Source organism: Candidatus Fukatsuia symbiotica, from assembly GCF_003122425.1.
Taxonomy (GTDB): Bacteria; Pseudomonadota; Gammaproteobacteria; order Enterobacterales; family Enterobacteriaceae; genus Fukatsuia; species Fukatsuia symbiotica.
In genome coordinates this window covers 370,708-390,032 of record NZ_CP021659.1, presented here as the reverse complement: position 1 = coordinate 390,032, position 19,325 = coordinate 370,708, and the positions used below count along the sequence as shown (strand labels likewise).

At 42.8% G+C, this 19,325-nt stretch carries 11 protein-coding genes, 1 tRNA gene and 2 pseudogenes; 9 read left to right on the top strand and 5 right to left on the bottom strand.

What is annotated here, in order from left to right; all coding sequences use genetic code 11:
• Positions 1 to 43: 43 nt before the first annotated feature.
• A pseudogene (locus CCS41_RS17355) lies at positions 44 to 2,578 on the top strand (TipJ family phage tail tip protein); the annotation flags it as partial.
• Positions 2,579 to 2,803: 225 nt separating this feature from the next.
• Positions 2,804 to 4,015: a phage tail tip fiber protein gene (locus CCS41_RS17350; RefSeq protein WP_323586429.1), complete on the top strand. Its 1,212-nt coding sequence runs from the start codon at positions 2,804 to 2,806 to the stop codon at positions 4,013 to 4,015.
• Between the two features lie 417 nt (positions 4,016 to 4,432).
• Here CCS41_RS17350 and CCS41_RS01825 read toward each other — a convergent pair whose 3' ends face one another.
• Positions 4,433 to 4,894, bottom strand: a complete 462-nt coding sequence (locus tag CCS41_RS01825; protein WP_119797088.1) for a hypothetical protein — start codon at positions 4,892 to 4,894, stop codon at positions 4,433 to 4,435.
• A 111-nt stretch (positions 4,895 to 5,005) separates the two neighbouring features.
• Here CCS41_RS01825 and CCS41_RS15495 point away from each other — a divergent pair, with 111 nt between their 5' ends.
• The 5 genes and pseudogenes from CCS41_RS15495 to CCS41_RS01805 all read left to right on the top strand — a co-directional run bounded on the left by CCS41_RS15495 (position 5,006) and on the right by CCS41_RS01805 (position 8,500).
• Positions 5,006 to 5,179, top strand: a complete 174-nt coding sequence (locus tag CCS41_RS15495) for a hypothetical protein (protein WP_162859951.1) — start codon at positions 5,006 to 5,008, stop codon at positions 5,177 to 5,179.
• A 393-nt stretch (positions 5,180 to 5,572) separates the two neighbouring features.
• Positions 5,573 to 6,226, top strand: a complete 654-nt coding sequence (locus CCS41_RS01820) for a hypothetical protein (protein WP_119797087.1) — start codon at positions 5,573 to 5,575, stop codon at positions 6,224 to 6,226.
• Between the two features lie 153 nt (positions 6,227 to 6,379).
• Entirely contained in the window at positions 6,380 to 6,793 is a 414-nt protein-coding gene (locus CCS41_RS01815) for a type III secretion system chaperone (RefSeq protein WP_119797086.1), read from the top strand.
• Positions 6,794 to 6,957: 164 nt separating this feature from the next.
• Positions 6,958 to 7,440, top strand: coding sequence for a hypothetical protein (locus tag CCS41_RS01810; RefSeq protein WP_162859950.1), 483 nt, complete (start codon positions 6,958 to 6,960; stop codon positions 7,438 to 7,440).
• Positions 7,441 to 7,676: 236 nt separating this feature from the next.
• A pseudogene (locus CCS41_RS01805) lies at positions 7,677 to 8,500 on the top strand (IS5 family transposase).
• Positions 8,501 to 8,664: 164 nt separating this feature from the next.
• Here the strand turns inward: CCS41_RS01805 and CCS41_RS17510 are convergent.
• On the bottom strand, positions 8,665 to 8,997 hold the full coding sequence (locus CCS41_RS17510; protein WP_119797084.1) for a YopT-type cysteine protease domain-containing protein: 333 nt from the start codon (positions 8,995 to 8,997) through the stop codon (positions 8,665 to 8,667).
• Positions 8,998 to 9,129: 132 nt separating this feature from the next.
• Complete coding sequence (locus CCS41_RS01795) at positions 9,130 to 9,966, bottom strand: hypothetical protein (protein WP_119797083.1); 837 nt, start codon at positions 9,964 to 9,966, stop codon at positions 9,130 to 9,132.
• Between the two features lie 392 nt (positions 9,967 to 10,358).
• Here CCS41_RS01795 and CCS41_RS15900 point away from each other — a divergent pair, with 392 nt between their 5' ends.
• Positions 10,359 to 10,526 carry a hypothetical protein gene (locus CCS41_RS15900; protein ID WP_205411450.1) on the top strand — a complete coding sequence of 56 codons (168 nt, stop codon included), beginning with the start codon at positions 10,359 to 10,361 and terminating at the stop codon, positions 10,524 to 10,526.
• A 234-nt stretch (positions 10,527 to 10,760) separates the two neighbouring features.
• A tRNA-Ser gene (locus tag CCS41_RS15490) sits at positions 10,761 to 10,857 on the top strand.
• A 741-nt stretch (positions 10,858 to 11,598) separates the two neighbouring features.
• On the opposite strand, the gene CCS41_RS01785 is transcribed toward CCS41_RS15490, so the two are convergent.
• Both CCS41_RS01785 and CCS41_RS01780 read right to left on the bottom strand, forming a co-directional pair.
• Positions 11,599 to 16,287 (bottom strand): TcdA/TcdB pore-forming domain-containing protein, encoded by a 4,689-nt coding sequence (locus tag CCS41_RS01785; RefSeq protein ID WP_119797081.1) that lies wholly within the window; start codon positions 16,285 to 16,287, stop codon positions 11,599 to 11,601.
• Complete coding sequence (locus tag CCS41_RS01780; protein WP_119797080.1) at positions 16,284 to 19,274, bottom strand: TcdA/TcdB catalytic glycosyltransferase domain-containing protein; 2,991 nt, start codon at positions 19,272 to 19,274, stop codon at positions 16,284 to 16,286. Before CCS41_RS01780 ends, CCS41_RS01785 begins: the two co-directional genes overlap by 4 nt.
• Positions 19,275 to 19,325: the final 51 nt, after the last annotated feature.

The window sequence follows — 19,325 nt, the reverse complement described above, 5'->3', positions numbered from 1 at the left end:
CACAATCCAGGTCGCCAAGGCGATCTTTTTTTATGGGTAAACTATGGTCATCACAGGAAACAAAGGCGGTAGCCAGCGGCCACCTACGCCCACAGAATCCCCGGACAGCCTGCATTCTACCGCCAAAGCTAAAATATTATTGGCCCTGGGTGAAGGGGAATTTGCGGGCGAATTAGACGGCACCCGTATTTATTTGGATGGCACCCCGCTTAATAATGCAGACGGCAGCGCTAATTTTACCGGTGTCACCTGGGACTACCGCCCCGGCACCCCATCGCAAGACTACATTACCGGGATGCCGAACGTTGAAAATGAAGTTACGGTCAACACCGAGTTAAAGGCCGACACCCCGTGGGTGCGGGCTATCAGCAACACCCAGTTATCTGCGCTGCGTATTCGATTTAGCTGGCCGGCGCTGCAACGTCAGACTGATAACGGCGATGTTAACGGCACTCGCGTTGAGTATGAGATAGAGATGGCGACCGATGGCGGGGCTTACCATACTGTCCTCAAGACCACAGTGGAGGGCAAAACCAGTACAGGGTATCAGCGTTCACACCGTATTAACTTGCCTGACGCGAAAACCGGTTGGCAACTCCGTGTCCGTCGTCTGACACCGAACAGCACCAGTAACCGACTCGCCGATAACATGCACATTGAGGCATTGGCCGAAATCATTGATGCCAAGTTGCGTTATCCCAACACCGCTCTGCTGTATATCGAATTTGATGCCAGCCAGTTTCAGCACATTCCCGTGATTGCCTGTGAGCCCAAGATGCGTACAATACGGGTGCCCACGACCTACGACCCCGCAACGAGGACGTATAAGGGCACGTGGGATGGCACTTTCAAATGGGCGTACAGCAATAATCCGGCCTGGGTGTTCTATGATATTTTGCTCGCCGACCGCTTCGGTCTCGGCCATCGGTTAACCGCTGCACAGGTGGATAAATGGGAGCTGTATCGCATCGCGCAATACTGTGACCAATTCGTCCCCGATGGCAAAGGGGGTAACGGGACCGAACCGCGCTTTCTGTGTGATGTTTACATCCAATCGCAGGCCGAGGCTTTTACCGTATTACGTGATTTGGCGGCGATATTTCGTGGCATGACGTACTGGGCGAATAATCAACTCTGTGCCCTGGCCGACATGCCCCGTGACCGAGATTACCTGTACACCCGTGCCAATGTCATCGACGGACGTTTTTCCTACTCGAGTAGCTCAGAAAAAAGCCGTTACAGTACGGCAATGGTCAGCTGGAGCGACCCGGCTAACAGCTATCAGGGTACCCTTGAAGCGGTCTCGGATGAAGCCTTGGTGCGACGCTATGGCATCAATCAACTGAGTACCACGGCAATCGGCTGTGTCCGTCAGACAGAAGCTCACCGGCGGGGTCGTTGGGCGCTGTTGACTAATGCCAAAGACCGCTTGGTGACCTTTGATGTCGGCTTGGATGGCGCTATTCCGTTACCAGGGCACATCATTGCGGTTGCCGATGAAATGTTATCAGGAAGAAAAAGTGGGGGGCGACTTCGTCATGCCGTCGGCTGCGACATCACCTTAGAGAGACCCGCTGACGTCAAACCCGGCGATCGGCTGCTGGTTAATCTGCCCAGTGGCACAGCTCAGGCTCGAACCGTCCACGCGGTTAACGGTCAACTTATCACCGTCAGTGTGGCTTACAGTGAAACGCCGCAACCGGAGGCGATTTGGTCGGTGGAGGCCGATGACGTAGCCCTTCAGCACTACCGGGTGACCCGTATCGAGGACAATAACGACAACACTTATCGCATTAATGCTGTCCAACATGACCCCGATAAATATGAACGTATCGACAGCGGCACGCGCCTCGACGAGCGGCCTATCAGTGTGATTCCGTTGACCCTTCAACCCCCTCCGACACACATCACGTTGACCAGCCATGCGGTGATTGCTCAAGGTTTAGCCGTCACCACTTTACAGGTTAATTGGCAGGCAGCCAGCGGTGCGACCGCTTACGACGCCCAATGGCGGCGGGATAAGGGCAACTGGACGCCGCTACTGCGGGTATTGACTTGCGGCTTTGAGGTGCCCAACAGTTATGCTGGGTGCTATCAGGCCAGAGTGAGAGCCATTAACGCGACGGGTAGCACCAGCCTGTGGGTCACGACGCCAGAAATCCCTCTCCAGGGGAAAGAAAATCCACCACCCCAACCGGTTGGCTTGACCACCACACCAATTGTGTTTGGCATCACGCTCAATTGGGCCTTTCCTGCGGGCGCCGAAGATACCTTAAAAACCGAGGTGGAATGCAGCCGTTTTGCTCATGACGCCCATCAGAAGCCACTGATTGACATTGCCTACCCGCAGCGTCATTACACGATGCAGGGTCTGGCTGCGGGGAGAACCTTTTACTTTCGTGCCCGTCTGGTCGATCGACTGGGCAATCAAGGCGCCTGGACACCGTGGGTGCAGGGGGCATCGAGTGACGATGCGGAGATGGTGCTCGATCACATCCGTGATGATATTATGACCACGCAGGCCGGTAAAAGACTGACCTCTCAACTCGATACCCTCATAAAAACCAGCCAGGCCAATGAAAGAAAACAGGAACACAGCCGTATCACACTCCAAAAGGAGGTCAAAGACCGGGTAGAAGAAACGCTGCTGCAGGTGAATGAGAGGCTAGAGCGACAAGATAAAACATTACAACGGTATAATCAGGGACTTAAATCACGCTTCAAAATAAGCCAATTACAAACGCAAGATGTGCAAAAGACCGCTACCCATCTGGATACCGCATTTATCACCTACAAAGAGGAAATGGACACGCAATTTGACCGTGCCAATGCTGATGTTCTAGCGGTCAGACAGGCGCAATCCGATACCCACCAGGCATTCAGCCTTTACCGCCTGGATATGACTGCTCGCTTTGACAAAAATGACGCACTGATAACCGACATCCACACCGCGCACGCCACAGCGACCCAGGCCCTGGCTGACTATCAAAACCGGATAGCCGCCCGATTTGGCAAAAATGAAACGGCGATAAGCCAGACTCAGCGTGCTCAAACCCTGGCAACCCAGGCGCTAGCGGAATATCAAAACATGATTACTGCACGATTCCGTGACAACGACGCCGTCATTGAAACCAAAGCCACAACACAATTTACCTCATCAGGCGGCAATGCCCTGTACAGCATCAAAGCGGGCATTCATCATCAGGGCAAATATTATGATGCGGGTATGGTGGTGGGTGTGGAAACCCAGGGTGGCAGTGTGAAATCACAAATAGGCTTTAATGCGGATAATTTTATTCTGTTAAGCGGTCAGAACGGCAAAAAGTTCTCACCCTTTGCGGTAAAAAATAATCAAGTCTTTATACGCGAAGGCTTTATTCAAGATGCGACCATTGACACGGCTAAAATAAAAGAGGCCGCCATCACTAATACAAAAATTGGTGGGCCTCTCCAGTCGACCAACTGGGCAGCAGGCCGTTCAGGATGGAAAATAGAGAAAGCCGGACACGCTGAGTTTAACGATGCCACCTTCAGAGGGACGATATATGCCACCGATGGCTGGTTTAAAGGGACAGTGTCTGCGGATAAAATAGAAGGGGATATTCTGGACATGTCTCCTAATTTTTTTAAAACAAAAAAAGGCAGCATTCCCGATAGCCAATCTGTAATATTCCCTTTGTTTTATATAAAAAAAACAGCCTCACCACGAAGAGTGTTGCTATTAGGGAGAAAAGAGAAAGGGATAGCCTTGAGCGTATCACCTGATTGGGTCAGAGCAACGATAACCCGTGATGGCATGGATGTGCAATACCTTGGGAAAGCCGGGTCGGGGCTATTAGGAGAATATGTTAACGCTGTCAACGAAGATATTGATATCACCCTCCCGGCAGGTGAAGGGGAGGTATTAATTGGTTTAAGATTACAATCTACAAGGGGTAAGCTTAGAATGTTCAACTGGACGGCAAGCGGTGATATCTACACCATGAAAAACGCAGCCAGTATCAAAATAGCCTGATTAAAATAACTACCCGCCTATGAATTTTACCGTATGTAAGATGACGTTTTCTGTCATCTAAAATTTTATATAAAAACAGATGACAAATAACCACACAAATTGCGAAAATAAAGATGGTCTGATATAGAGTATCGTTCGTCAAGATAAGCATGGAATACATACGACTGTATTTAGCCTTCCCTACTGACGGGAAAAATAAGTCCTTAAATATTCCCTAAACCTATAGTAGGTGCTGTATGTATTCATTATCATTCGAAACACTGGAAAAATTAGATTACTAAATAATATGTGAAATTATAATTTTTATGAAAAATTTATAGTATTATTCTAAACACAAAAACCAGTATCTTCTGGTCAAATGAGTATATGTAACATCACTATTTATAGGGGCTTACTTTTACGTAAGTCGCCTTTTCGTCATTTGAGCTGATTATATGCTTTAAGATTCTCAAACATATAAACTGCTAATAATTTATCTGAATTTTTTTCAAATACAAACTCATCCATATACTCACCTTCATGCCTCTCTCCATCACCTTCTTTCAAAGTAAAAGCTAAATAAAATCTGGCTGCAACACGATCAGTATCCTCTGTGTTGATGAAATATTGCTTAAATTTAGTACTAGCAGAACGAACCTTTGGTAAAAAATCTTTAAAGAATTCTTGGGCGTTGAATTTACCTTTACCTGTTGAGAAAACGACGGACTCTTTAGTAAAAATTGTAGCGATTTCTTGATACTTTGCTGCTCCCAAACCATTAACGTATTTTTTAACGACTTCCTGACGTTGTTGAGCAAGTTCCTCGGATGTAGTTGCAAATGCAGTATTGGTGAGAGCGAAAAGTACGATGGCAAGATAAGACATTTTCTTTAGTTTCATAATAGGTTCCATATTAGTAAGTTATCCCTCATTTGCATAGTGATCCATCACTAGATTAATGTAATAAGCTACCATCTTGATTGTCAACTGTTACCGTTAGAGCTGATATAAATGGAACGGCAAGGAATGGACAGTAGAAGAAAAAAACTTGCCACCACAGCGGGTCAACTGCGAAATGTGTTTATTATTACCACTCACAAACTGACCTTGATTAACTATTCGATTAACAAGCAGCCCTTCACCGACATTCAACACATGGAATTTATGACCATGTGTGTCGCGTAGGCATCTTGGCTGAAACAGGTAGATTGGTTGCTAGTTACGACCACTTATGGGGATCCCCATCGGTCAGCTGTTACACCGTGGAACCATTAAGGCTGGCAGTAGCGATACTAGCCTTAAGCAACAAGCATGGGAAAAAATTTTTTAAAATTTAGTATTAACCTATTTTAATATATATTATTATTCTATTATCTATTCATAATAATTATCATTAAAAAATAAATAATTATCCTAGCAAATTAAAGTAGAGTATAAAATACTTTTTGACGATAAATAAGACGATTTGATACGTACAGAAACGATGAATGTGTTTTTTATACATTAAGCTATTAGCTCATTTTATTGCACGACGCTAATGGATGTTTAACGACCAACAAAGCATTAAAGGAACGAACCGTGGTAGCACCTGTTTCCTCTGAAGTTACTCACCCCCAATCTCATCAAGACACTCCAAAGTTTCAAAGCTCTCGGATATCCTTAAGAAAGGGGTCCACTGATCGTTCTTTTTCTCTGTTAGACTTTGCAAGAGAGAAAAAATGGCGTCATGCATTTGGGCATAACGGTGTGGCAAATTTACTTAGTGTGAGTAGAACAGCACATCGTGATACTGCTCAAGTTTCGTCTAATATTATTCGCCAGGCACCAACATTTCATCGATCCCCCGCTACAATTTATGTCCTTCTAGAAAATCAAAGAAAAAGTCTAAAAACATTAGCAATACAACCTTTCAAGATGGAAGAAGAATTATCACACAGTGAATATGCTAGTTGTCGTGCCTTAGTGGGAAGTCAGGCTCAGGCTCTACTACCCTTGCTGTCTACTTCTGAAAGAGGAAGTCAGCAAGTTGGTACAGAAGAGAAGAAAGTAGTTATTTTTAAGGCTAAAAATGAAACCGCTTCTATGCCTTTAAGCACTAAACACTGTACTCGGGAAGAAGAGGCACCTCCTGGATGTGTAACCAATAACCCCAAACGGTCATACCCTCCAGTTAGCCGTCAAGGAGTTGACAACCATGCAGATTTTACTCATCTCCGTCATTACAATCGGTAAAAAAATGAGCGCTAAATAAACACTGAATGTTATTAATTCTTAGCATCCATTAGTGCTAGAAAATAAAGATAAATATTGCCTCTTTCATCTTCTGGCATTTTGGCTACACATTATCTACTGCCTATTAATTTATGATGGCATTAATGGTTAACAATGAACCCCGAAAGCAGACTTGATTATCTTAAAGATGTATTACAACTACCCAGCTTAGTGTTTGATGAAGAAGGCTGTTGCATCGTTACTTTCGATGGTATCCCGATTAATTTTCAAACGATTGATGACCGCTTGGTGATGACAATTTATATCGCTGAATTGCCGGAAAATACTGAAGCTGATTTTTTCGCTAAATTACTGGCGGCCAATCTGTATTGGAAATCGACTCAAGGATGTACCCTGGCGTTTGATCCAGAGAGCCGATCACTGGTTGCTCAGGTCATTGACGATGAAAATAAGGACATTAAAAAAGTATTGGAATCACTGCTAGAAGTGACCGAGGGTTGGCGTACCTATATGGATAACCCTCCCATCCCACATAAACGACAAGATATTAGAGGAATAAGATTATGAAAACCGGTTCAGCTAGCGAAATAGTAGGTTCTTCTAGCTCGTAGACTACAGAAAAAAGAAGTGTTGAAAGCAGTGCTAAGACTCGTTTATCTTCAGGCGGTGTTGAGATAGAAGTCAGTCATGATGAAAAAAAGTCATCCTCCAAAGAAAAACTGAAAAGGGTGATGATAAGAGCTTATAACTTGCCTTTTTCACTACTTACAGCCAAACCTAAAATTAGCTCAGAGCAAGCTAGTAGTAGTGGATACTCTACAAAACAAACAGTACTCGAAAAGAGAAGTTTGCAAAACACCTCTAAGATACCTAATGTTGCAAACATTCCGCAAGAGACTGCTCATTTAGCTATGTCCCAAGAAAAAGCACCTTCACAGTTGGAAAAGGGATCCTCAGAATTTCCATATATGGTTGATCATGCCGCTGCAGCAGAATTCTATATAAAAAACGGACATCGTTCTCATAAATGTTTCCACGAACAACATGGTGTTGGATGTAATGGTCAAGCAAAAGATGTTAAAAAATCTGAAAGCTCTAGTCCACAAATTGAAAATCGCCAAAATAGTGGAAGAAATGTTTACCCTTGGCCCAAAGGGAACACGTCAGGAATAAAACCAGCTTCACATGCTGTGCCTCCTGGTCAATACGCCTAATTTATTTTCCATTTTAAAATAAATTAAAAAGCAGAATATTACATGATTGCTTATTGGCAATCATGTGAGTTCTGAGTAACAACGTGCTACCACTGTATTTTTTACTAGCAGGTAGATAGTTTGTTGGTAGGAAGCTCTTCTGCAAGAGAAGTCACAACGCTGGATTCACTAGACTTCTTCGGAAACTAGCATTCATGTAGGAATTTTGTTAAAAATCTCCTGAACAAGGAGCCCCTATGAAATATGAGGGACTCAAGGTACTGGAAGAGGAAAAATTTCGGCGCTTAACCGGAATTAAACGCAGTACATTTGAAAAGATGATAAAGATATTGAATGAAGCAGATAAGTGTAAGCAAGGAAAAGGAGGTCGGAAACCTAAGCTGTGTTTGGAAGAGCGCTTATTAATGGCCCTTGAGTATCTACGGGAATATCGCACTTATTTTCCTGTCAGCCAAAGCGATGGGGTGAGTGAGAGCACATGCTATGAAACGATTAAATGGATAGAGAATACGCTAATAAAGCATCCTGATTTTGCCCTACCTGGACACAAAGCTTTATTAAAAAGTGATAGGGAGTATGAGCTCGTTCTTATTGATGCCACAGAAACGCCGATTGAACGTCCAAAAAAAACAAAAGCAGTTTTACTCAGGAAAAAAGAAACGACCCACCTTAAAAACCCAAGTGATCGTCGATAAAAAAAGCAAAGCAGTCATCTGTACAACCATTTACTAATGGGAGGCGCCATGATTTTAGGTTGTTCAAGGAGTCTGGTGTGCGAATACATCCTGAAATCAAAACAGTGACAGATACAGGTTACCAAGGGCTTGGCAAGATTCATTCAAACTCGGCGTTGCCTAAGAAAAAGACAAAGAAAAATCTTTTAACACAAGAAGATAAACGCAACAATCGTAAGTTATCAAGCCTGCGTGTATTAAACGAAAATGTCATTGGTATGATTAAACGATTTAAAATTGTATCAGATCGTTATCAAAACAGGCGAAAACGGTTTGGATTACGATTTAATCTGATTGCAGCAATTTATAACATGGAAATTAGATAAATGAGAGTTTCCGAAGAGGTCTACTGAAGAATAAGCAAGTTGAAAAACAAAGTAACAGGTTACGTAGATTATGTACTACTAGGTAAAGGATTATCGACTGTTGTAGACAGAACTTTTAGCGTAATACGTTGCTTTGAAGGTGAGCCAGGCAGCAACGCCTATGGTTAGTTTATCGGGCTAAAGGTTTGTACAGTTAAATCAGATAGGTCGTATGTATCATTATGCATAGTAAAGGTCCTGAAAAATTTTTGCATATCATTAATAGAACTAAACAAAAATTCTCCAAAATTAGGATCAAAAAATTGAAAAGTGTTGGACTTTATATCAATATACATTCCAACAGCATGAAGTCTCTTTTCATTATAAGGACGGATTGTAAGGTAATATCTACCATCGCTAATGGGTAGCTCTAATGTTGCTATTGCGTTCTTACCCAATTTTGATTCTAGATCGTTAATATGGCTAAAACAGTATTTTTTTTCGTCTATTTCATACATTCCATCTATTATATTGTGTTTTATATGTATTTTTTTATCACCTGGATTGCTATTTCTATTATATCGCTTTAATAAGTTAACTATTTTTTCATTATGATCAGAACAATATTGAACTGCTGATCCAATTATATCTTATTTTGTAAGGTAAGCTTCTAGTACCAAATCATGTATTTCTGACTTGTGTAGACTATAATATTGAACTAATGATTCAGTTATTTTTTCATCATTTATAATATTATGTTTATTTACTAATTTATTTATGAAACTATCATCTTGGGCTATGATTTTAACAAACTCAACAAATTCTTTATGATTTTTATTAAAAATACTGACTAGCTCTCTAATACTTTCTTTATTTTTTATAAAAACATTTTCTTTTGCTAATTTAATTATATCGCTATCATTCTCACCGAAATATTTAATCAATTCAATTAATTTTCTATTGTCTTCAGAAAAATATCTAAGTTCATATTCATCCTGTGTTTCATTTTTAGTGAATGTAATTAATGTTTTTATATTTAGTTGTGCTATTTTTTTAGCTCCATCTTCTGTTTTTATAAAATTGAAAAAATTATTTTGCAGCAACGGATCACGCATACCTAACCAAGTCTCCACAAGTGGAGAACACACCCCGCGCGTTGCTAGCTCTAGATTTTTTAAAGAACGACTAGTAAAATCAGCCTGACAAAATGCCATTTTGTAGAATCCATTATAACGTTCCGCCAGTTTTTTAAGAGAAGCAATAGTTTCTTTATCAAGATAATGGCTATTTTCCTGATATTCTGTAATGGATATATCTTGTTGCGGATTTTCTTTCACTTTTTGTATTAAATTTTTTGTAAGTTCCTCCACACTTTGAGAAACTTCAACAATTCTTTGCAAAGTACTTTTAGAGGTATGATGTTGATTACTTAATACCTTATTTGTTTCTTTTCTGGCTAATGAAAAATTATTGTCTGTTATTGGCATGTTATTTACGATATATACTGTAAATTATCTATGGTTAATTAATTACTGCCTACTATAATAGAGGAGAGAACAAATGATCCTGATAAGAATATGATGAATAACAATGGCAAAGCCACAATATAATATTAAATTAGTCACGATTAAATTTAATACCATAAATTTTATGGTTAATAATAAGTAGGTTTTACTAAATTAATGTGTGTCACGAACATGAACGTAAGTTATGGTGCTGTACTAGAGATAGGACTAGGCCTTCTTGAGTCGACTTACAGGAACAGGCTTCACACTACCCAGTGCAGTTGCCCTTCTTTGGCAAAATACTACAGTTGTAGTTAAGTCGAAAATCTACAGTTTTTTCGGCATCACCGGTGACACTGCCAGAATGATGGTCAGTGCCAATCAGACCATCGCATCATCGCATCATCGCATCATCGCATCATCGGGATATTAAATCCTATTGGAAAAAACCGCCGGTTGGTATTATTGATGTGAAGGTAAGTCTGTCGATATTGCCTACGCCAGAGGATACAGTCTTGGAGGTTAATTTGAAATCGTTGTGAGAATACTCAGACGAGTACGAATTTTATATTTTGAACTAAGTGGTAAAAATCTCGGCAAAAATAGTAAGTGAAAAGGGAAACTTTTATGGAGTGAGTCTGGCTGGGAAATCAAAAACGAAGAGGGGAAGTCTGTGGAAGTACAATGATAGGGAATTATATTACGTGCCATAAACGTGCCACGGCGATTTGAGGGAGACTGATGGTTATTGATGTTTTTTGATGGTTTGTTATATTGCGAATGCAGTTATTTTGTTTTAAATCAATATATTATAATTTTACCAACGGCCTTCTAAGCCGTAGGTCACAGGTTCGAATCCTGTAGGGCGCACCAGTTTTTTCAATATCTTAACCAGATTTTATTAATTTTACAGGTGTTCTAATGGGTGTTGTTTCTGTTTCTGGATCCTCCCATGTTCGATTCTGTATTAATACCAACAAAATCCCCATCCGATAATTTCACTTCCATGCTGGTGCCCAAGGCACGAGTAGATTGTGCGTACGATCTTTAAACAGGTAACTGCCAATTCTGGTTTGGATAGCGTAAGACAGCATCCGAATAGATTGACGATAAAATTATAGGGTGAACGATGACGAGCTTGCTCTAATTTGACACGTATTTCTAATGCGAGTCACTTATCTTATTCTTTATCATTAACTGTTTTACAACACTTAGACTATATTGTAGTGACTCCTGATGAAAAACAAGGAGCAGTGTGTATTCGGATCGAGCTTTGTAAGCGTAATCTAAAAAATAGGGGCATCTACGTGAAAAAAAAATAATATTTTATTGAAAATACTCTTCATTTTATTATTACCCATGTCTGCTTTGGCCGATCAGAAAGAACAGCGAGAGTGTGGGCCTCTATGGAAAAAGTGGGATAGGTGGACACTAGTACATATGCTGGAAGAAGTGTGCACTCAACAAGAATCTCCACCCCAGCAAACATCTGATGCTGCTGAGCAAAATAAATGGAAGCCATGGGGTAGATTTAGTTAATCACGCGTTATGACCCGTCATTCACTGAATTTTTAGTGTGGCGAGTGCAGCAACGCGCGTTTTGAGTTGCTCCCCTTATGTATTCAATGATAGACCAACGATTGACACCGGAAGGAAAATATCCGTCTCTTCAGTAGACTGATCGCTCTCTGCCGTCGTATTGCTGGTGTGGTATGAGGCCAGCACGTTGGCTGTAATCTGACCTTCGTCAAAACTGAGCTGTAATCTGGAGTAAGCACTGTTTTCCTGCGGATCGAAAACCGCTTTGATGGTTACCATCTTATCGACTTTTTCTGTATCCGTTTTATCGGCAATGAGTAGCCGCAGATCCATACCCATGCGTAGGATAACCACATGTCTTCGTGAGCATCGACAGCGGCAGTGCAGTGATCCCGCCCCACGATGAAGCAATTGTATCTCTTTGTAAGAGAACGACTGGAGATCAACCGTGCACTCCCTATCGTTTTTTTGCTCCGAGGTGGTCATTATCAATAATTTCTCTACGTTATCAATATTGAGATAATGAGGGTTGTCAGCGATATCCACATTTAACGTCATGTGCTCATCCAAACGTTTGTAAATTGCTCCCTCCTGATTATCGACAATCTTTTGTGTCCCCGTAGAAGACACCTGTAGCGTAAAGCCTGGAGAGTTACCAGTAAAATAAGCGAATTGCTCGCGGCTATTAAAGCCAAGATATTGATGGGAAAGATAGAGATTTCCCTTGCCTTCATGATAGTGGAGGACAAATAAGCGACTACTTTTCGGATGATACCAGCCACGTTTATCCCTTTTTAATGGAATAGCAATCACTTCTGGGGCATTATTTTCTGAAATGTAGTGAGCACAAAGCGTACTTAATCGGTGAGCCATCCCTGTTTCCTGTATATCACCCGATGCGAAATGGTAAGGGTCACTAAAAGCATGGGTAACACCTAACAGGGTGGTGATAAATCTGTTTTTTAGTCGATCAGCTTCATTATTAATATCACGTCGACTGATATCAAGCATGATCCCATTTTGAGTTACCCCATTGAGATGACCTCCCCCCGCTGGAGAGACACCGGTAAAGTGATCACCGTTGAGTAAGGTGTTTGCCGGTAATGGCACTAATGCCGGTATTTCAGCGGCAGGGATCTTAGCCGTGGTGAGCAGATCATGATAGGTAAACAGTTCGATAATATCGATTGCCGGTAAATAGCCAATTTCGACACCGTCGCTGTCATTGCTATTTTTCACCATCCACGCGCCTTGCTGATCATTGGCCATCCCCAAGCAGCTCCAGTCTGCAACCAGGCTCGGTGCTTGATTACAAATCAGTAGCTGTTTGCCAATACTATCATACCAGGCGGGCAGAACATGACCGTCATCGCTGGTTCGTAGATCAGTGATAGTCAGAAGAGGTGCGACCTTAATCGGCTTCTTTTGCCCGCTTTCGCTCGAAAAAGAGGTGCCTTGCTGTGCTTGTAATTCACCGACATAAGCCGTCAAAGATAATAACCAATGGCTATCACCACTGTGCCATGTTTTGCTGATGCGTTGTAAACAGAGTTGCTCATCGACTGAGAGATAATAACCTTGCCCCTGTTTCATACTGATCAGGACACCCTGATGACAATCTGTTATGTTGGTTATCTGCGTATTTATCAAGCCAAAATCAGTTAACTCAATCTCCCGCGCTCCAGACTGACCTTTTTGTAGGTAAAGTTTATAAAACTGCTGCTGATTATCGGGTTCTGTCACGCTCCAAAAATAATGGTGCTGATCTTCACTGTCTCCTTTGACGATACCGGCCAAAGTGGTCAGGTAGCGCGTATCATACAGGATAGCGCTATCAATTTTTGCATCTATCCTGCCAGTCACGCCATGTAAACTCTCAGGCAGTGGCCATATCAGCCGGTTACCGATGGAGACTGTTGTATTGGTCTGTGGAAGACCCAATTTAACGATACTACTGTGACCGGGGTGCAATGAAGAGAAACGTGCTCCAGCAGAAGAGTTGACGGTTTTTTCCTTCATGAAGCGATGCAGGTCCTCAAGGCTATCACTGTGACTTAACGTCGTCATCAGGTTTCTGGGAAGGTCTCGGGCTTCTAGCAGTGTCATACTTCCTTCAGCAGAAGAGGTATCAATCATGCAGATCAGATGGATCTGTTGGCTAACATAACCACTGCTCATCTCCCCTGTATGGTAGGTATATCTGTGCTGAAACAAGATACCTTTGGCAAACACCTGTGTTTGTGTGATCTCTGATAGAGCAGCAGGTGGGCGACCCACCATACTGGTGGTGTGATTGACAACCGGTAGATGAATGGCAGGCAGATATAATTTACACAGCTTTTTAGTACGGTTGTTCGACATCCAAAAGACGTTTTCATAGGTGCTGGACTCGATAACGGTCGGAGGGACAGGCCGGATCAGCTGACCCCGACTGCCTGCTCGCTCTCGAGACCGCTCAAGGGTCAGAGTAATATCACCGCGATACCACGCAAAATTCTCATTGTGAAAAATCAACTCAACATGACTGCGTGCAATTTCACTGTTGAAAGGTGTATCGTCGTGGTTGGCAGTATAGAGTAAAGTGGAACGCTCCTGCCTCATGGGATAAAAACAACCTACAATCTTTTCAGCGTTGCCTTGGTTATCATGGTGTAAGTAATCATCAAGATGAATATAATTAACGGCATGGTTATTAAGCCTATTCTGTTGTTGAAGATAGTGTGGCAACGCCGTTTTTACCCGTTCACCATAGGTTGCGGGATGGCTGAGGTCAACGTTCAAATCAGCCACATTGACGCGGTAAAAAATACTTTGCTGATTATCCAGTTTTTTTATCGTACCCTGAGGTAAACGCACGCTAATTTGGGTCTTTTCACTATTTCCAAGAGTAATGGTGGTGATAACTTCAGTACTATATTCCCCCTCGGTCTTCAGTATACGACGCACAAATTTCAGTGTACGACTCCTCCCTGCACCTGCATTATTTTTCATTTCAATCGCGTCAAGATGGCTAGCATCAATGATCCAGTCTACCTGTTTGTTAGCACAAATAATCGTCATATTCGCCTGTGCTCTATTTAGCACTAGGACCGCCGTCGCTGGCCCCTGTTCAGGCGCACGTAGCCAATAATGTAAATCTTTCGCGTATACCGGCTGATTGATGAACGAATGTACCGGTTGTGTTGGGTCAATCCCCGGTGCAATCAGATGATATTGATTATTGCCTAATAAAATTTCTACGTTGGTCAACAGATAGTTCAAGCGGAGTTCGCTCGGCATCAAATAGTAAATACCTCTATCAACCGGATCAGTGTGGGGGAGCAACGGCAATTTTTCTGGCTTCTGCTTTTCTAAAATTCGGCACTCTGAGAGAGTGTTTATCTTGGCTCGTGGCTGATTGGGTAAAATCAAGGTTGTTATGTCAGCCACGTTATTGTTTTTAGCGCAGGTAGTAACGGTTTTATGTGTGTCGCGCAACCGATATAAATTGAGATAAGGCTGGTCACTGAATATTTCTTTGTTGTTGCGCAGTTGTTGCCCCTCTTCGTTAAAGATGACAGAAATATAATCTGGGTTCCTTAGGTCTAACTGTTTGACTACCACGCCCTGACAGGGCACGAATACGCCTCGCTGTAAGGTAAAACCGCCTTTTTCCCAACCGGTAAACATATTTTTAAAATAATCGATAATAAACCGGACCTTTTCAGCCTCATTGAGTGAATCAACGACAGTTTGTTGTATAAAAAAGCCCGCCACTGCCAACGCAATACCGACGATAAACAGCCCTGTGACCAGTAGCGCCAAGCCAAGCAAGCCGGCAATGACACTCCCGATAAAGAGTGACAGACCTGCAGCCGAGAAACTCAACTGTGTGATTGCAAGGGTACGTTGCCCTTCGCTTTCAGCCTTGCTTAGTTCGATGGTACTGAGAACCACGTCGGCAATGCCTAACCCTAGCCCTACGGGTAAGGCAATGAGTTGAAACAGACGAGAAAAGGCGGTAAAACCGGTTTTGTTTAATACAACATTGCTTAATACAGTACTGCCTGATGCAGGGGCGCTTAATGTCGTACTGTTTAACCCCATCTTCTTCAATGCGGTAAAAGCCGCACGATTCTGTAAGATCTGACGTCGTAGAAAAGCGTTTTGCAACGAAGCCAGACTGCTAACGCTATCACTGGTGGCATTAAAACCGACCTGTGTCATAGCAACATAGGTATGTACCTGTAAAATGTTGGCCAGCGGTGTATCGCTGGGGAGGGTCACACCATTGCGTAACCAATGCTGGATTGCCATGATCGCAAACACCGTATTCACACCCATGCCGATAATCTCTGTTTTGCTAAAGAATTTATTCTGTATGAGACGCGCATTGCTTGTCAGGTGGTAGTAATCAGCGAGGATTTCTTGTTGTTGATCCAAAAAAACCTTCATTTTGGCAAATTCGTCGCTGGAAGTAAGGAGCTCTTTCTCTTGAATGCCATCATTATGCAAATAGGGAACCACATACTTGCCATACCCTTTATCATGTCTGGTCGCTGAAAGTAACGGCGACCATTGCTCGGCCGGCAAATGGTTTTCAGCCAGTAAGGCTTGATTGGCCTGACTGAGTGACTCACTGAGCATGATCGGGTCGCCAAATAAAGTACGAAAAGCAGGCTTGTTGCTTAAAGCACGTAATCGGGTGAGGTAATCCTTATCAGCATACTTTCTGCGCAATTTACTGACACCGACAGTCGCTGCCTCTGATTTTTTGATGATCACGGAACGATAATATAACGGGGTATCACTTCTCCCCCACTTAGATGGAGAAGATTACCTTCGATTATTTCAAGCGCCCGTTGTATTTTGCTTTGATGGACTGACAGCTCATCTTCAAGTTTCAGGACTTCTCGGGTCGTGTTAAGCAATAACTCCTCAACCGAACCTAAGTCAATGCCACGAACTGCCCCTTTTTTGCGTATATCACGATCAATAATACCGGCACTCTGTGGATCACTTAAATCGAGACAAAACAGATCAAACTCATCGTGCAAATAACGTTCTTTCAAACGCATAAAAGCTTCTTCTGGATCAGGAAACAGTTCTTCCATACAGAAAGTTAATTCTGTCGTGCCAGAAGACAGATCCAGTGCAGCCAACCAGGAGAGATAATCATCATGATCTTTGGTGAGTTGTAACGCTTTCTGCCAGGCAGACATGGCACGTTCACTGCCATTGACAATAATCCCCTGGCCTTCACACATCCCTGCTACCAATGCCATACAATCCGGCGCCATCAATACCTGCCCTTTCTTCATGTTATCCATCAGCCTCAGCACGGTTTTTTCATCTACCTTGCCACTGAGTCTGACTTTCTGCCCGTCGGGAACCTTAATCATATAATCGACACCAAATCGACCGCTGTAAGAGCTATGTATCTTTCTGGTACGTGCCGCAATATCTTTTGTCTCCAGAATACGCTCACTGACTATTTTTCCATCATCCTGCTGCGTAAAAATCAGTTTTTTGCTACTCTCTTTGACGAGTGTCCACTGGATATACCATTGATTTTGTGGTGCATTCGGGTTAAGCGGTACACCTGTCCATTTACGACCCAAAACATCGACAGTGACTAAATTATCACGGGCACTGATACTATTTACCTTGATTTTCTTGGCAGAAAAAGTGCGATAAAGACGCTCGACAAAGCCTTCTGATGGCTGCTCTACAGTCAGTTGTTGCACGGGCCTGTTAGCCTCTATAGGCGTCGATTCGGTAAGATTACACGCCACCAGGCTCACCCGATCAACGGCAATAAATGCGCCAGAGGTATCTTTAGCTAATAAATTGGCGTCAACCAGTAATTGCACGATTTTTTCTTCACCCATCGTTCTCATAAAGCTACCGTGACCGATCAGGATGATGCGTGTTTTACCGTTGAATGCAAAATTCGGTTTGGCATTCACTTTTACCAAGCGCTGATGTTGCTGCGTATAACAGTAATGGGCAGTGCGATCGCCATTTTTGTTGTAGAGAAAACGCGCCATTTGGTTAACCGAGGCATCGTCCTGCAACTGTATAATGTATTGACTATCGTAGTTGCTTTTATGGTGAGACACATAGTGAGGCGATTTCATTCCTGGTTCACGCAAACGTGACCGGTGGGCTTCTTCGGTCAAGAAAAAAGCACGCTTAAAAGGAAAGAAAATTTTTCTCGACAATGATCTTTTGCTATCTGATGCAATATCCTGATTATGTAACAAGGAAGAATAAGCATGATGGTAGGTGGAAACGCCTGCAACCTGGTCTGTACCCGGGATACTTGCTGTGATGGCACCTTCTGAACGGTAACAAAACAGCGTATCAGCATGGATCAGCAGCCCTTTGGCTTTGAGTTCTGTGGTCATCGTGTTGAGGGTTTCTTGCGGGATCGGGTAATCAAGCTCGCCAACATGATGTTTGTCCATTACCTCATGTATTTGCTGCAAATTGGTTAATAGTTCGTTGATGAAAAAGCTATCTTTCTTCGCTACTACTGCCTTGTTATTCCCATTGGCGTAACTGTACTGAAAAAGTGGATCGACAGTTAGCTTGTTCAGTGGCAAAAAGGGTGAATCTCCTCGATCCAGAACGAGTTGCACCCACTTCCTGATACGTCGTATCTCATGAGGGCTTCTGTCCTGCAGCGGATCAAGATACCCCCCGTGATTTTCACTGGCAATAACCGCAGCACGCCCAGGCATTTTACCGCGTTCGGTCAACTCATCTAAAATAACGCGCATAATGACTTCATGATTACGCGTATCTGTTGTACCGGCGGAATCGAATTTAGTTACTAAAGAAAATAGCCACTTATTAAACGTGGGCAGCACATCGGTATCAAGGTAGAGGCCACCATGTTCCTGCAAAAGCATGAGACGACTGATATCGGTTGCAGCAAGCAGGTTACCCCTTGAAGCGAGTTCTCTGATATAAAGCAAATAATGAGGTTGATCACGCATCGAGTAAAAATCAATCAGATTAATGTTTTTCCTATCACGATGAGGTATGCTCTTTTTCAGTTTTTCAACACTGATATGAAAACTTTCCGCGTTGGCTCGGCGAATTTTTTCCAACTCACCGGGTTTTGCTAACCCGTTATCTTCCAAAAAGAAGCTTACTGCTTGATCAAAAGAAAATTTTTGATTGCCTTTCTTACTGGAATCAATCAGTGACATCTTTGCCACAATGCTCTTATAAGCCCGGCTTTGCCACTCCATCAAGTGGGTTTTGAAGGCCTCATTACTTCTATATTCTGCATTCAACGAATGTTTAATCGCCACTTCCTGTAGGCGCTCGGCGAGCTCCCCCGCTAACAGGGTGCCCGAATCCATCCAAATATTTATCTTGTAATTACTGGCGTTTTGCTGTGCCCAAAGATTAATGTAGTCAAGCTGCACCGCCTCCAGTTTGACTAAAGACATAAAATGCATTTCTTCCGGCACAGGTACTGAAATAGTGGCAATACGTCTTGTGATGGAACGCACGAGATTACGTTGATAAAAGTTAGAGTATTTAGATTTTTCAAGCAAATAGAGAAGACCGCTCAACTTTTCCATTTCTTTTTTTGGGTTTTCCATTCTTGGAACAGGTTTGGTAAAGCGTTCAGCACTGCTAGCGAGATAGTCTACAAGGGCCGTAACCAGCTTTTCTTCAGTAGTCGTTTTTAGCAGGCTGTGATTTTGGATGAAAAATAGACTTATTTTTGTGGCGAGATCTGACTCGGTCATCTTAATTTGCCTTTTTTATTAGAAGTTCCAGTAAAATCGTCGCATAAACTG

What these genes read in the sequence shown, in the direction of transcription:
- CCS41_RS01795 (WP_119797083.1), bottom strand. Translation starts at nt 9,966, where the DNA reads ATGCCAATAACAGACAATAATTTTTCATTAGCCAGAAAAGAAACAAAT.
- CCS41_RS15495 (WP_162859951.1), top strand. Translation starts at nt 5,006, where the DNA reads ATGGAACGGCAAGGAATGGACAGTAGAAGAAAAAAACTTGCCACCACA.
- CCS41_RS01815 (WP_119797086.1), top strand. Translation starts at nt 6,380, where the DNA reads ATGAACCCCGAAAGCAGACTTGATTATCTTAAAGATGTATTACAACTA.
- CCS41_RS17350 (WP_323586429.1), top strand. Translation starts at nt 2,804, where the DNA reads ATGGACACGCAATTTGACCGTGCCAATGCTGATGTTCTAGCGGTCAGA.
- CCS41_RS01825 (WP_119797088.1), bottom strand. Translation starts at nt 4,894, where the DNA reads ATGAAACTAAAGAAAATGTCTTATCTTGCCATCGTACTTTTCGCTCTC.
- CCS41_RS01810 (WP_162859950.1), top strand. Translation starts at nt 6,958, where the DNA reads ATGATAAGAGCTTATAACTTGCCTTTTTCACTACTTACAGCCAAACCT.
- CCS41_RS01780 (WP_119797080.1), bottom strand. Translation starts at nt 19,274, where the DNA reads ATGACCGAGTCAGATCTCGCCACAAAAATAAGTCTATTTTTCATCCAA.
- CCS41_RS17510 (WP_119797084.1), bottom strand. Translation starts at nt 8,997, where the DNA reads ATGTATGAAATAGACGAAAAAAAATACTGTTTTAGCCATATTAACGAT.